Below are 13,591 nucleotides of genomic sequence, written 5' to 3'. Positions count from 1 at the left end.
ATGTCCTATGTATAATGAGCAAATTTTGATTGTTGAAGATGAGCCTGCGATTCGTGAAATGGTTGTCATGACGCTAGAGATGGCTGGGTTTGATAGCTTGCAAGCGGCTGACGTATCAGAGGCGCATCAGCAAGTGGTCGATCATAGACCGTCACTGATACTGTTAGATTGGATGTTGCCGGGTGACAAGAGCGGTGTGGATTTTTGTCGCATGCTCAAAAATGATGAGCTACTCTCTGAAATACCAGTCATTATGCTAACGGCAAAAAGTGAAGAAGACAGTAAGGTGCATGGTCTAGATGCAGGCGCAGATGATTATATGACCAAGCCTTTTTCGACTCGTGAGCTGATTTCTAGAATCAAAGCCGTACTACGCCGCAGTAGCGCGATGAGTAGCGACAAACCTATCGAAATTGGACAGTTAAGTTTAGATACCAAAAGTCAGCGTGTGACAGCTGCAGGTAAAATCGTTGATGTTGGGCCCACAGAATATCGCCTATTGGCATTTTTTATGAGTCACCCTGAGCGCGCCTATACACGAACGCAGCTACTCGATCAGGTATGGGGCGGCAATGTATATATCGAAGACCGAACCATCGATGTGCATATCAAACGTCTACGTAAATTACTGCGACCTTATGACTGTGATACATTGATACAGACAGTACGTGGAACAGGCTACCGATTTTCTAGCCTGATTGAGCCAAGTTAATCTTGTACAAATAATGCCGCAGCAATATTGAGGCAGCGGATAGTGGTAAGGATAAAAAATGGACAAGATAGCGCCAGCACAAAGTGAGCAATCAGCTCTACTAGAGCAAATATCTACTCAAAGTACAGCTGAGCAACTCAAAAAAATCGGCAGTGCACTACGAGCCTTGCGCGATGCAGTGATTTTGCTCAACAACAATGACGGCTTAGAGTGGTGGAATCAAGCGGCACAAGACTTATTACTGCTACAGCCAGAGGATAAAGGTCAGAACATCTTTGACTTTATTACTGTACCTGAGTTCCGCCAGTATTATGAAGGTACAACAATACCTAACGATGGCGTCCATATAGAATCATGGCGAGATCCTAGTCGCTACTTAAAGTGCGAATTGACCCCTTTTGGTGATGAAAAATTGCTGTTTGTATATGATGTGACCCGCTTGCGGCACTTAGAGCAAATGCGTCAAGATTTTGTGGCGAATGTCTCGCATGAGCTTAGGACACCATTGACTGTGATGATGGGCTACCTAGAAAATTTCTCCGATCAGCCAGATATGCCGCCGCAATGGCGTCGCGGTTTTGAGCTGATGACCCAGCAAACAGCCCGTATGAACAGAATCGTGAATGATTTATTGCTACTGTCTAAGATTGAAATCGAAGAGTCACACGAGCTGCATTACATAGATATGACTAAGCTACTAACCAATATCTACGACGATGCACAGGCCTACAACCAAGCATACAAACACATCATTCATTTGCATATAGATACGTATGATGGGCTGTACGGGTCAGAGATGTACTTAAATAGTGCGCTATCCAATTTGGTAATCAATGCGATCAAATATACGCCAAAGGGTGGCAATATCACTATCAGCTGGACAAGGACGTCTGATGGTTGCCGTTTCGCGGTTGAAGATGATGGGATCGGTATTGCGTCAGAGCATATCGCCCGTTTGACAGAGCGTTTCTATCGTATCGACAAAGGTCGCAGCCGTGCGACAGGTGGTACGGGGTTGGGACTAGCGATTGTAAAACATGTATTACACCAGCACGAAGCGCAGTTGCAAATCGATTCAGTAGAAGGAGAAGGGTCGACATTTAGTGTGGTATTTCCTTCAAACTACGTCAGATCCGTCACAGCCAATTAATATAATTTCTGGTCTGTATTAGCGTTGGTTTTTCGGCTTCATTTTTTTAGCTGATATCAATTCAGTGCTACTTCAAATTAGGTTGTCGACATACTTTTCTTTATTCGTTAATCCTTTTGCAAAAGCGAATAAGGGTTGACCGCACTGCCATTAATATAGATACCATAATGTACATGTGTAGGCGTTCCTTTTGCATTACCGCTATCGCCCACATAACCTATCACATCGCCCTGATTGACCCAGTCATTGGGAGAGATGTCAGCATAGTCTTCTAGATGAGCATAGTAATGTCCTGCGCCACCCGGCCCTACCACCACGACTACGCGCCCACCCAATGTGTTTTCACCAACCTTGCTTACTACGCCTTGCGTGGTCGACTGCACGGGAGTATTACGCGGTGCAAAGATATCGATACCTTCGTGGGAGCGGCCTTGACTACGTGCCGCGCCCCAAGTGTCTGTCAGGTTCCGCTCTGGTAGTGGACTGGGTAAGCTGTTTTCGGTCGGCAGTTCTTGTTGCAATAGACTCAATTGCTGCCATTTGGCAACCACAAATGATTGCGTTTGTTGACTGATACTGGGTAGCAGTTTATCGAAGACAAATAACAGTGCTAGCAATACAATAGCCTTAATCAATAGGCTTATTAAACGACTGAAAAAAGAAGGTCTGGGAGGCTGGTTGTTTCCATCTGCTAGCATTGATGTCTCATATATATTTTATGTCATTTGAGTTTTTATTATAAAAGCTTCGTCTGATAACGTATGTATCGCATTGTTATCTATCGTTTTTACCCCCATAGATATTCTTATGGTTAAGGATATAGACAGCAAATATAGTTTATTTACTTAACATTTTTGCTGAGCATAGACATGCTACTGATGGTTAATACTTTATGAATGATGCTTTTAAGCCTGCTGATATTTCTGCAACGCGCGAAACAGCACTGGTTATCGATACCGAAACAGATCAGGGCAGTGATCCCAGACCTATCCAAGTTGCTACTATCAATGTAGCAACTGGTTTCGAGTGGATGAAATACTTTAATAGTGGTCGATCTATTTCACCTATTGTTATAAAGGTGCATGGTATTACCGATGATGATGTGGCTGGATTAGAAAGTTTTGAGCTGGAGCAGTTTGAATTGCCAGAGTACTTGATTGGTCACAACGTACGTTTTGATTGGCGTGTGATTGGCAGTCCTTCTGCTAAGCTGATTTGTACAGTGAGACTTGCGCGGGTAGCTTTTCCAAAATGGCGCGCTTACGGTCAGTCTAAGTGTATCGAGCAGTTATTGGGCAAGGGTGAAGCGAGTGCAATGACAATTGCCGCTCATGACGCGCTTGGCGATGCTCGAATGTGCTATTTGCTGTATCAAGCATGCTGCGAGCGTCTAGAGATTGCGCCGACAGATTTTGCAGCGGCACATGCTATTTCTAATAAAGCGACTCCTGTGAACAAGATGCCGTTTGGTAAGCATAAAGGCAAACCTATCAAAGATGTGCCTATCAACTATGTTAAATGGATGATAGGCAATATTCACAATATGCAGCCATCCCTGTATTCGGCACTGACTAAACGCTTAAAACTAGATGAAACAGAAAATGTAAAAAAGTAACCTAAATTATCATGGGTCTGCTATATAAGGTGCGACATGGTGCTAAGCTTATGGTTGGTCGTGCAACCATGTCACCGCCATCTGCCATAGCTGCGGCGCTTTGATATTGGTCTTACTGCTAAAATAGCGCATATGACCGATATGATTTAGCCCAAAATCTTCAGGGTCCAAGAATCGCTTCTCTACAGGCATTTTTGTAAATACCCTTATCATATCGTCCATGTTTTCACTGTTGGCGATATCATCATCGCTAAAGCCAAGCCACAATGCCGGCATGCTGAGCTCATCGTAGAAATGCGTGTGTATGCTTTTGCCAAATGCGGTTTTGATATAGCCCGCACCATTGCACCATTCACGCCATTGACGAGCCACGCCGCGTGGCAGCGGCTCACCCATACCGATTTTATCTGACGGCGTATAGCCTAGTGTTAAATTAGTGAATGGAATAAACGCATCCATAAAGCCCATGGCTTTGAGCTTATATGGCATGCCCATATTTTTGATACGTCCTGACGAGCAAGCGACATTGAACACTGAGCCAATCGCCTGATAATTGGGCATCAAGCCAATGAGCTGACCGCCCGCGCTATGACCGATAAGATGATAAGAAGCCTCAGAAAACTCATCTTGTAAGGCATCAAGTACAGCTGGCATGTCATGGCGACCCCAACTAATCAAGGAAGCGCTACATTTTGCTAAATCGGTCGATAGTGACTCACCAATTCCTTCGTTATCGAAGGTCAGGACCCCAAAGCCGCTTTCTGCTAGGTAGGTCGCAAAATTATGATAAAAGTGACGCTTAATACCTGTGGCGGGTGCCATCATGATTGCTTTTTTTGTCGCATCTTTAGGGCGATAGACAGTGGCTGCCAATGCTTGGTTGCGATCGGTCATGATGCTTAATGAGTAAGTATCAATATTGCTCGCGTCATTCATATTACTTTTACTAGTGAGATTGCTATTAACTACAGAGCTCGATGGCTCGGCGGTAGGAGAGGCGTTATGATTATCCATGGGTATACCTTAGTATTTTTATTAGTAGATAATGAATATCGAGCTATGATGAACAATAACTGCGCATCTTGAAAGTGTAGTCGTTGCGTAGTGATAAATCGTTGTGACTATGTGGTAGCATTGCTTATGTTAAGATAAATGCTGGCAAGACAGTTGCTCAAATATGACTTCCAAGTTTTGTATGGCTTGGCTGAGTTTGTCTTATGAATCATGTGCATGACAATATAAATGATAGGTGTCGGTATGCAGCCTTCACTAACAACAAGCACTCAATAAAAACTGACAGGTAATTAAGGAAGCTATATGCAAATGAAAATTAACGATGATACTTATGACGTAATCACGAGTAAAGACATTACAAATATTGAAAAAGCAGTCGACAAGTCTGCCCTATCAATGCCGCTCGTGGCTGTGTATTGCGGTTCACGCTTGGGCAATGGCGACGTGTATGAACAGGCGGCACGCGAGCTTGGCAGTGCTTTGGCAAATAATGGCATGGGGCTAGTATATGGTGGCGCTAGTATCGGTCTGATGGGCGCAGTTGCGGATGAAGTAATCAATGGCGGCGCGCAAGCAGTGGGCGTGATTCCAACCTTTATGCTCAAGCACGAAATCGCTCATGAGCAGCTGACTCGCTTGCATTTGACTGACACTATGCACACGCGTAAGACCGTCATGGCAGAGTATGCCGATGCCTTTATCACGCTACCGGGCGGGCTAGGAACATTAGAAGAGATTATGGAAATCGCCACGTGGCGTCAATTGTACCAGCACGAAAAACCAATGATTATTTTGAACATCAATGGTTTTTATGACCGTATGATTGAGCATTTGAAATATACCACTGAGCAAGGCTTTATGAAGCAGGAAGATTTAGATCGTCTAGTAGTGTGTAATACCATCAGCGAAGCGATTGATATGCTACAGACAGTAGTGACCATAGATGATGCTGTGGATACGGAGAAGATGGCTGGTAGTAATAGTTAAGCCGTATAGCTATTCATACACAGCAAATGCTTAAATATGAAAAGCTATTGCAAAAAAGGAGCAGATAACCAAATCTCGGTTATCTGCTCCTTTGTTATATGTATTAACAACCTATCAGCGAATCATGTCTATTAGGCATCAGCAGGCGTGAGATCGTCCAATGCTACTTCACGAATACTATGATTAACATGAGCCATCGCTATCGGGAATCCACGCTGTTCAGCGAGCTCACGTGCAACCTCATCGACAGCGAGGCCATCGTTATGGACAAGGTACGACCACTCATGAGCATAGCGACGACGATTCAGAGGTGTATCGTTCTCTATCAAACCTAGATCTGTCAGCTCATTAACTATTTGATCAGCGGCAATCAAGGTCGAAGATGCTTTGACGTTTTCTGCACGGGCATAGCGTATATTAGAGTACAAGCTCACGTCAGCGACTCGCAGCGTATCATCCTGCCCAGGAATCTGCTGCCCACCGTATAGCGCGTTACCAACAGTACGTGCGCTATTAAATGTTGGTAAGAACTCAGCTACATATTCAATTGCTTGCTGGCTACGTGCCTGTAGGGGTGCTTTATCCCAACCATCTTCAATATAGTGCACATATTGCTGTGGCAGTTTTGGCTGCGCACTGTCTTCACTTGATGCGACAAGACCATCATCAAACAAAGTAATAGCTTTACTCATACCGTGAATCTGAAAATATCCGCCAGGGTAGGGAGTAAGCTGCGCCATGCCTTCTGGCGTGCCTCGTTGACCATAAACGATAATCTCTGGTATCTGTCCACCAGCATCGCCCCAATGGGTCACATAAGACGATTTGAACTCGACCATACGCGTGACTTCGACACCGACCATATCGTCAATAACACCTGTACGGAATCCGCAAGCGTTGACTAGGTAATCAACTTCGATAGACTCAGGCTGAGAGGCGTGTTCTTGACTATGGATCTGTTGATAGTCGATACGCCATTTGGTGACATGATGGTCAGCGTTGGTACAGTTCTCACAATCTACCGGCACGACTTTTTGCACAGCCGTTTCGGTGAATACGTGCGCATTGTCGTACTCTTCCAGTGCAAGCTTGGCAGAAGCGGCTAGACGAAAAATGTTCCAACCATATTCTTGGACAACAATTAATGGAAATTTAACTTTGTTCAAATCTAAGTATCTAGCGACTGGAATCATCCATTCATCAACCGTACTTGGTACAGCGACTTGCTCACGTTCAGCCAGCTCAATCAATTGCTCATGGCTATAGAGCTGATAGTAATCTTCAGGCTCGCCCAACACTTTATTATTAGCATCTTGCTCGATCAGCTCTTGATAAGCATCGGTCAAAGTATCTAAGCGCGGTAATAAGTCTTCAGGCAGTCCTTCGTCACGTGTCGGTACGGCAAACACCGTAGGACGAACGTCAATAGTGTGCGGGTACAAACGCAAAATATCGATACATTGCTTAAGCAGTGCTACGCAATCCTCATCCGGTATTTCACGATATAAGTTACCACCTGCATGCAAATGACACATAGGTGGTCCATCAATGAGTGATTTTTTCTTCTCAAATAAGTAGGTCTCTAATCCTAACGCAGCAAGTCGAATCGCAATCGTCGATCCCGCAGTACCGCCGCCCAAAATGCCAACGCGCTTTTTAGGTTGAGTGTTTTTTGCCCCATAAGATAACACCCCAGAATGAGCATCACGATTAAAGGATTGAGCGTAGTTTTTATCAAAAGACTGAGTCATTGTCGTCGTTGTATCCTTAATAGCATCTGTATTAGGCCGTGCTCGGTATATTTATTCAATGTTCTATATTTCTTGATATGCGTGCGAAGGTAATTAAGTTCAACACACAAATCTGAACTTCAATAGTCATCTTTTCTATTGTTTAGCCGTTCTTCATCTCTATAGGTTTATTTTACGAAGAACTACAGATAATATGATGGGAAATACGTAAGAAGATGCATGAGTTTTGTCAACGAGTCGCTATATGTGTGAAGTTTTTCAGATGAACGAGTCTGTTTAAAAATAGAGTAAACGAGAGAGGTGGCAAACTTGTGAAATCGAAAATAAGCTCGTTTTATTGTTTTGTAAAATTCGACCGCTTTTGTAAGTATATATATTGGTAGCCGAGATAACTTAAATGCATATGCTATATTTATTTTCCTTAACAAGAAGCGTAGGTTCTGTCTTGATGACTGTTCAAAACTACAAATATCAGAATTAACAAAAGGGACAGTCGATAAAGTAAACGACAACAAGCTTATCGCTATAAAAAATACGACTAAAATTACAAGGAAGTTATGATGAAAAATATGATGGTGTTATCGGCACTAACAGGTGTATTGGCACTAACTGGCTGTACTACTTTAAAAAACGTAGTCGGCAATGATATGTCAGGTACGCATGAAGTACAGTCAACGAGCAATAATACAGCACCAGTCACTAGTAAGAATGGGGTGTTGGTAGATGCTACCAACCATATGACGTTATATACGTTTGATAAAGATTCTATGAACCAGTCAGATTGCGGTGCAGCTTGCCAAGTTGTGTGGCCAATTTTCAAAGCGCCTAGTGATGCTAAAGCCTCAGGTCAGTTCGCTGCCTTTAAACGTGAAGATGGCAAATATCAGTGGGCAATGAACGGTAAGCCTTTATACTTCTATGCTAACGATACAAAAGTTGGTGACAGAGACGGTGATGATAAACTTGGCGTTTGGCACGTTATTCCAAGTAAATAACAGGTGTTAGATATAAACTAACTCGACAACGATAAGATAAAAAAGCAGCCTATCCTCAATCATAGAGGCAGGCTGCTTTTTATTTTTTTGGTGTTATTCTCTACTGTAATCAACAGCAGCGCACATATATTCTCTAGTATCAGACGTAATCTGTACTATGTAACATTTGCTAAATGCTCAACTTGAATAGTCTCTAGCACTTCTTCTTTGCTAGGCTCTTTTCTATATAAAGGAAAAAAGTCTGAGAGCAGATCACTTTCCGTGAACCAGATATCCGCCACTAACTCTGTATATTTCGCTGCGTTGACGATGAGCCTGTAAGTCTTGAATAATAACTCTTGCGAGCTAAAGCCTTTCTTATACTCATATAAAGAGTCTAAATTAGAACCAACGCCGCCACCAAGATGTAGCACTTCATAACGGTTCTCTCGTCCCCAATTGCGAGCGACATGAGTGATAAGTTTAGAAGGTTGTAGATGTGTATAAGCGTTCAGCGTGCCGCCAAGATGGAACTGCATAATGCCTGACTCTTGGCAGAGCGTATATATAGAAGACCCGATTGGTTTATCGTCTTGATAGGCAGTTATCAACAGTATTTTTTCTTGAAGGTTTTCAAGTAAATTAAAAAAATAGTCATCATCAAAGAAGTAATAATCACTGGCCTTGACGTGTCGCATTGTCTCTTTATAAATGTTTGAAAACACCATCGCGTTCTGCCGAGTTAAGAATTCTATTTTTGTCACGACATCCATTTTTATGGCTTTTTTAATACCGCGGCGATGTCGATTTTGTGTCTCACTCCAATGCTCTTCTTCTGACTTACTCAAATCAGACATCAAGGTCAGTCCGTGAGTCAGTGCTTTGCCAACTGTGGGTATCCATTCTTTATTGATAATCGGGTGCAACCGCATAAACAAAGACACGCAGCCTCTCTCGCAAAGAAAAGCTCTTATCTCATCTAGTACGACGTCTAACTCGGCATCAGTGAGGGTTTTTTCCATCAATGGGCCACCATAACCATAAGTGGAAGTAGCATCCCAGTGCTCTGAGTCAATTTGTCTAATTATGATGGGTAACAATACTTCCTTGTTCTTATAGTGAGCGATGATGCCTTGAGGCTTGCCCTTGTCGATAACAGCTGAGGCCGCAATCCAACCAGATAAGTGGTATATATCAAAATGATGATTTGATACCTTCTTATCCCATTCAGCATCTATCGCTATGTAATCAATTTGTACTGTATCCACGTTGCTGCTCCCTCAGTGTTGCGTTATATATTCGTAAATCCGTATATACGAATATAACAACAAAATATGAAGCCTTCAAGTATATAAAAACCTTTTATGTAAAATAATGAATATATATATGATTAGAGCGTAGAAGAATTTATAGGAAATAAAAAAGCAGCCTGCCTCTATAAATGAGGATAGGCTGCTTTTCTCGTTCTGGTCGAAAGATATTAGAGAGCTATAAGCTTACAGTTATTTCTTTTCTACTAGCTCACCATCAATTTGGATAGGGACGTTGGTCGTGATACCGTCAGCGTAAGCGGTCATACCATAAGCAGCGCGATCAAGCGTACCAGTGGCACGGAAACCAACGACTGGCTCTTTGGTAAGAGGGCTATTAGCGATTTTGTTCAACGTGACATCTAAGGTTAGTGGTTTGGTTTGACCCAATAGGGTAAAGTTACCCGTTACTTTGGCCTGCTGCGGATTGATGAATTTGACCTGAGTAGATTTGAAAGTCATGGTTGGATATTTTGCGACATTAAAAAACTCATCTGTCTTTAAATGCTTGTCACGGGCATCCCAATTGGTGTCGATACTGTCGGTCGCAATAGTAAAGTTCATGCTGGTTTGATTTGGTGCTTTCATATCATAATTCACCATGCCCTCGACATCACTAAAATGACCCATGGTGGTCGAGAATCCCATATGACTCACAGAAAATCCGACGCGAGTATGTGAGTCGTCTAATTCCCACTGAGTTGGTAGCGTAGCGCTTGCTATAGTAGTAACTGCTAATGCTGAGCCAATAAATAGTGCTTTCGTGGCCGTGCTTATTTTAGTGTTTATCATTAAATGATCCTTATTTAATCTAATTAAATTATGAGTGATTGAGAAGTAAATGAGTTGGTAAAAGTTATGGTATGAGTGAGTATGTATCGCGTAGCTGTACCCTTTTGTCATACTACATATGATGCAAACTAAGACTATATTTAGTTAGATTATCTACATTTATTTATGCCATTGATTAATTTAACTAACTTTGTTACTGTACTAAAATCAATTGTTTATCTCAATACTCTTGAGCTTTCAGTGACAACTTATCACATATCTCTATCACAACTGCTCCTTGCGTCTTACGTCAAAAACCGTTAAAATCGCGGTTTAATTTTCCCGCTGGGGAAAGGCTAAGCGAACAGAAGGGTGGTGTTGGGTGCTGGAATAAGCCAGTGACGCAGTTGCCATACTTGTAATGTCCTTAGTGCCTCAGTTACGTATGTCATTATTTGTTTGATACATCATCGCTGATGCTGTATTTAGACGTTGTACATACATCGGACCTAGAGAGTATATTATGCGTAAAGATATCCATCCTAATTACCAAGAAGTTTTGTTCCACGACACTAACGCTGACGTGTTCTTTTTGACTCGCTCAACTGCTAAGACTAAAGCGACTCGTGAATACGAAGGTAAAGAATACCCATACTACCCACTTGATATCTCAAGTGCGTCGCATCCATTCTATACTGGTGAGCAACGTAAAACTTCTACTGAAGGTCGTGTTGCAAGCTTCAACAAACGCTTTGGCGCATTTGGTGGCCGTAGCAAGAAAGCTGCAGACGCTGCTGAATAATTTACACTTATGGTGTAAATATATTTTGCTAAGCAATAAAAAACCGCTGATTATTCAGCGGTTTTTTTTGGTTTAATTTTTTATGATCTAAAAATAAAGCTAACAGTCTATTTAGCGCTCAAATTCAGTAGTCGATGAGTCCGATAACTGAATGGAATCTAGTAACTGAATAATGGTTTCTACGATTTGCTGTGCCCAATAGCCGTACATCAGACTGCTAGGATGAAATCCATCACTGGCAAACATCACATTGATATCGATAGCCGAGCCATTTGCATGCTCTTCTAACATCCGTGTAAAGTCGGTTGCCATATAGGTGACACCAGCATGAGCCGCACAAACCTGCTGTAATATCTCGTCCAGTACCGACGCTTTTGCACCTACAAAGTTATTGAGCGGGGCAGGGATTGCAGGCATTTGCGCCATCGGCGGCAAACTTAAAAAAACCAATTCTCGTACGCCAAATTTGCGCTGTGCAATATTGATAATGTCTTCAATTTGCTGTTGCCATTTATGCACAGAGACATTGGACGTCGTGTCATTGACCCCTACGCTCAGTAACATCACATCGATAGGCTGCTCAGGAGCAGGTAAGACATATAACCTGCGTAGAATATCAAAGCTGGTATGACCTGTTGTCGCTTGCAATGACCAATTGAGTCGAGTAAAGTTTGCTTGGATAGCTTCGTTTTGTTCCAGTATCGGTATGAGCTTACCGACCAACGCTTCCTGCTGGGTTTGGCTACCTACACCTGCTGCTGCTGAATCGCCAACAACCATGAGGTTAAATGTCTTAGCGTCTTGCGTTGATGCTTCATCATTCACTTGAGGCAGCTCAATCATGCCGTGCCTTTCGCCATGTGGTTCAGGCAAGCGGACTGTATCACGCTTGATTTTTCGACCTTGATAGAGGTAGACAGGGGCAAGTAAGACGTCTCTTGCGACCGATGTCAGCTTATTAGTGTCTACCATCTTGCACGTTCCCTGATAGTCGTGAGACTGTCTTCAATTAACAATTTACCATCGACGTAGACATCGCGTAATAGATTGTCAGTTGGGTCGCTTATCTCATTTTCTTTGACGGTTGTTAGCTGGCCGCTGTCGTCTTTTACCAGTGCCAATCGTCCTTTTTTCGAGCGTTTTGAGCGGCTGGTGACAGGATCTTTATAAATATCCTTCCATGTACCATCGATAGAGATAGCGCTAGATTTCATTGCCCAACTCATGGTGTCGCGGTTGACTTGCTGCAATAGACCACCGCCCATACCAAACGTTACGTTTTCTATGCTAAAGCCCGCTTTGATTACTACGTCAATAATCTTACTTAAGCTTTGCGAGCTGATACCATCACCTTGGATAATGCGTACGTAGTCAGGTAGCACTTTATAGCCTTTGCTGTTTACCGTAGTGCCAAACTTCACTGCCAAGCGCTCTAACGCTTCACGGACGACTTTGGTAGGTTCGCCGCTGTCTGGACGAATGACCAAGGTACCGCCCATATTTTTGACTTCATCCTTTAAGGCGTCGCCCCAGATATTGTCAATGGCATTCCATAAATCATAACTATCTGAAACGACCGAAAAAGCTTTATCTTTACCGCCAAACTGCTCAATCATATTGTGAAAAGCAGCAGTCTCGCCATCACGTCCCCAAGCTGTCATCGTACTGTGCTCAGCCGCTGGAATAGAGAATGCAGGCATATCATCGCTCATCTGATACCAGCGACTAGCAGCTATAAGCGCTGTCATCGAGTCAGTACCAGCAAAGTTGACCAAATGCGCTAAGCTACCCAGTGCAACCGTTTCTTGGCTCGATGCACCGCGTGCGCCAAAATCATGCAAGCGAAAAGGCAGGGACTCTGTATTATCCGCTGATTTCTCTAATGCTTGACGGATAATGTCTTTGCAATAGTGAGAGACACTAGCGACCGTGGATGGATACCAAATCGCACGCAATAGCGCCGTTTCGATATAACTGGGTAGCCAGTAAAATTCAGGATCGGTATTGATCACTTGGCAGACTACATTGGACACAGGCACGATACTGCCTTCGGGTACGGCTTGGATACGCAATGGCAAATAGCCGTCGTGTTTTTCAATCAAATGCTCCCAACCAGCACGATTGAAGGTTAGACCATGCGCTTGAATGACCTTTTCGGCTTCATCAATATCTTGATGAGTGATAGGCGTACTTAGATATTCTTTGATAAAGGCTTGTAGACCAAAGAACACCACATCGTAGTCGCCTTTACGGGCTTCAATGTAGCTTGACAGATACTCACTACCGCTTGGGTATTGCACCCAATGTGAGGTCTTATAGCTGTCGCTATTTAAGATTAAGTTGTTTAGATTACTGGTATACATCACAGAACTCCTCTGCTTTGAAATGCCGCAGCTGCTTGAATAAAAGAACAGTGGCGGCGGTTGATTGCCGTCTATCGGCGTTGGTATCAAGTTATTAGTGCGATATTTAGTGATAACTGTTTTGGTAATAATTTGCTCAAGT

Annotated in this window: 13 protein-coding genes; 6 read left to right on the top strand and 7 right to left on the bottom strand. The window is 43.0% G+C overall.

The features are described 5' to 3' along the window. The first annotated feature begins 7 nt into the window (after positions 1-7). The gene (gene phoB / locus V6252_RS12145) at positions 8-712 is read left to right on the top strand and encodes a phosphate regulon transcriptional regulator PhoB (RefSeq protein WP_057761786.1); all 705 of its coding nucleotides are present in this window, start codon (positions 8-10) and stop codon (positions 710-712) included. A 58-nt stretch (positions 713-770) separates the two neighbouring features. Then, positions 771-1,862 carry a phosphate regulon sensor histidine kinase PhoR gene (gene phoR, locus V6252_RS12140; protein WP_057761783.1) on the top strand — a complete coding sequence of 364 codons (1,092 nt, stop codon included), beginning with the start codon at positions 771-773 and terminating at the stop codon, positions 1,860-1,862. A gap of 107 nt (positions 1,863-1,969) precedes the next feature. Here the strand turns inward: phoR and V6252_RS12135 are convergent, their stop codons facing one another. Beyond that, positions 1,970-2,560, bottom strand: coding sequence for a M23 family metallopeptidase (locus tag V6252_RS12135; protein WP_341610604.1), 591 nt, complete (start codon positions 2,558-2,560; stop codon positions 1,970-1,972). A gap of 194 nt (positions 2,561-2,754) precedes the next feature. Between V6252_RS12135 and V6252_RS12130 the strand changes: the two genes are divergently transcribed. Next, on the top strand, positions 2,755-3,477 hold the full coding sequence (locus tag V6252_RS12130; RefSeq protein ID WP_341610603.1) for a putative quorum-sensing-regulated virulence factor: 723 nt from the start codon (positions 2,755-2,757) through the stop codon (positions 3,475-3,477). A 48-nt stretch (positions 3,478-3,525) separates the two neighbouring features. Here V6252_RS12130 and V6252_RS12125 read toward each other — a convergent pair whose 3' ends face one another. After that, a complete protein-coding gene (locus tag V6252_RS12125) occupies positions 3,526-4,413 on the bottom strand; it encodes an alpha/beta fold hydrolase (protein ID WP_425355880.1) in 888 nt (295 codons plus the stop codon). A 381-nt stretch (positions 4,414-4,794) separates the two neighbouring features. On the opposite strand from V6252_RS12125, the gene V6252_RS12120 reads away from it, so the two are divergent. After that, positions 4,795-5,478 carry a TIGR00730 family Rossman fold protein gene (locus V6252_RS12120; protein ID WP_057761780.1) on the top strand — a complete coding sequence of 228 codons (684 nt, stop codon included), beginning with the start codon at positions 4,795-4,797 and terminating at the stop codon, positions 5,476-5,478. A gap of 131 nt (positions 5,479-5,609) precedes the next feature. Here the strand turns inward: V6252_RS12120 and V6252_RS12115 are convergent, their stop codons facing one another. Beyond that, positions 5,610-7,229 carry an FAD-dependent oxidoreductase gene (locus tag V6252_RS12115; protein WP_341610601.1) on the bottom strand — a complete coding sequence of 540 codons (1,620 nt, stop codon included), beginning with the start codon at positions 7,227-7,229 and terminating at the stop codon, positions 5,610-5,612. A gap of 557 nt (positions 7,230-7,786) precedes the next feature. Between V6252_RS12115 and V6252_RS12110 the strand changes: the two genes are divergently transcribed. Then, entirely contained in the window at positions 7,787-8,224 is a 438-nt protein-coding gene (locus V6252_RS12110) for a hypothetical protein (RefSeq protein WP_341610600.1), read from the top strand. Positions 8,225-8,379: 155 nt separating this feature from the next. Here V6252_RS12110 and V6252_RS12105 read toward each other — a convergent pair whose 3' ends face one another. Together V6252_RS12105 and V6252_RS12100 are read right to left on the bottom strand one after the other, a co-directional pair. After that, positions 8,380-9,471, bottom strand: a complete 1,092-nt coding sequence (locus V6252_RS12105; RefSeq protein WP_341610599.1) for a GNAT family N-acetyltransferase — start codon at positions 9,469-9,471, stop codon at positions 8,380-8,382. Between the two features lie 234 nt (positions 9,472-9,705). Next, complete coding sequence (locus V6252_RS12100) at positions 9,706-10,305, bottom strand: YceI family protein (protein WP_341610598.1); 600 nt, start codon at positions 10,303-10,305, stop codon at positions 9,706-9,708. Between the two features lie 502 nt (positions 10,306-10,807). On the opposite strand from V6252_RS12100, the gene V6252_RS12095 reads away from it, so the two are divergent. Further along, complete coding sequence (locus V6252_RS12095) at positions 10,808-11,086, top strand: type B 50S ribosomal protein L31 (RefSeq protein WP_057761772.1); 279 nt, start codon at positions 10,808-10,810, stop codon at positions 11,084-11,086. A 111-nt stretch (positions 11,087-11,197) separates the two neighbouring features. On the opposite strand, the gene V6252_RS12090 is transcribed toward V6252_RS12095, so the two are convergent. Both V6252_RS12090 and V6252_RS12085 read right to left on the bottom strand, forming a co-directional pair. Continuing rightward, on the bottom strand, positions 11,198-12,058 hold the full coding sequence (locus V6252_RS12090; protein ID WP_341610597.1) for an SGNH/GDSL hydrolase family protein: 861 nt from the start codon (positions 12,056-12,058) through the stop codon (positions 11,198-11,200). Next, positions 12,052-13,449 (bottom strand): nicotinate phosphoribosyltransferase, encoded by a 1,398-nt coding sequence (locus V6252_RS12085; protein ID WP_341610596.1) that lies wholly within the window; start codon positions 13,447-13,449, stop codon positions 12,052-12,054. Before V6252_RS12085 ends, V6252_RS12090 begins: the two co-directional genes overlap by 7 nt. Positions 13,450-13,591: the final 142 nt, after the last annotated feature.

The organism is Psychrobacter proteolyticus (genome assembly GCF_038155145.1).
GTDB classification, from domain to species: Bacteria; Pseudomonadota; Gammaproteobacteria; order Pseudomonadales; family Moraxellaceae; genus Psychrobacter; species Psychrobacter proteolyticus_B.
This window is presented reverse-complemented; position numbering and strand designations above follow the sequence as displayed.

Coding starts and splice junctions, on each gene's coding strand:
- phoB (WP_057761786.1), top strand. CDS start 8: ATGTATAATGAGCAAATTTTGATTGTTGAAGATGAGCCTGCGATTCGT.
- phoR (WP_057761783.1), top strand. CDS start 771: ATGGACAAGATAGCGCCAGCACAAAGTGAGCAATCAGCTCTACTAGAG.
- V6252_RS12135 (WP_341610604.1), bottom strand. CDS start 2,560: ATGCTAGCAGATGGAAACAACCAGCCTCCCAGACCTTCTTTTTTCAGT.
- V6252_RS12130 (WP_341610603.1), top strand. CDS start 2,755: ATGAATGATGCTTTTAAGCCTGCTGATATTTCTGCAACGCGCGAAACA.
- V6252_RS12125 (WP_425355880.1), bottom strand. CDS start 4,413: ATGAATGACGCGAGCAATATTGATACTTACTCATTAAGCATCATGACC.
- V6252_RS12120 (WP_057761780.1), top strand. CDS start 4,795: ATGCAAATGAAAATTAACGATGATACTTATGACGTAATCACGAGTAAA.
- V6252_RS12115 (WP_341610601.1), bottom strand. CDS start 7,229: ATGACTCAGTCTTTTGATAAAAACTACGCTCAATCCTTTAATCGTGAT.
- V6252_RS12110 (WP_341610600.1), top strand. CDS start 7,787: ATGATGAAAAATATGATGGTGTTATCGGCACTAACAGGTGTATTGGCA.
- V6252_RS12100 (WP_341610598.1), bottom strand. CDS start 10,305: ATGATAAACACTAAAATAAGCACGGCCACGAAAGCACTATTTATTGGC.
- V6252_RS12095 (WP_057761772.1), top strand. CDS start 10,808: ATGCGTAAAGATATCCATCCTAATTACCAAGAAGTTTTGTTCCACGAC.
- V6252_RS12090 (WP_341610597.1), bottom strand. CDS start 12,058: ATGGTAGACACTAATAAGCTGACATCGGTCGCAAGAGACGTCTTACTT.
- V6252_RS12085 (WP_341610596.1), bottom strand. CDS start 13,449: ATGTATACCAGTAATCTAAACAACTTAATCTTAAATAGCGACAGCTAT.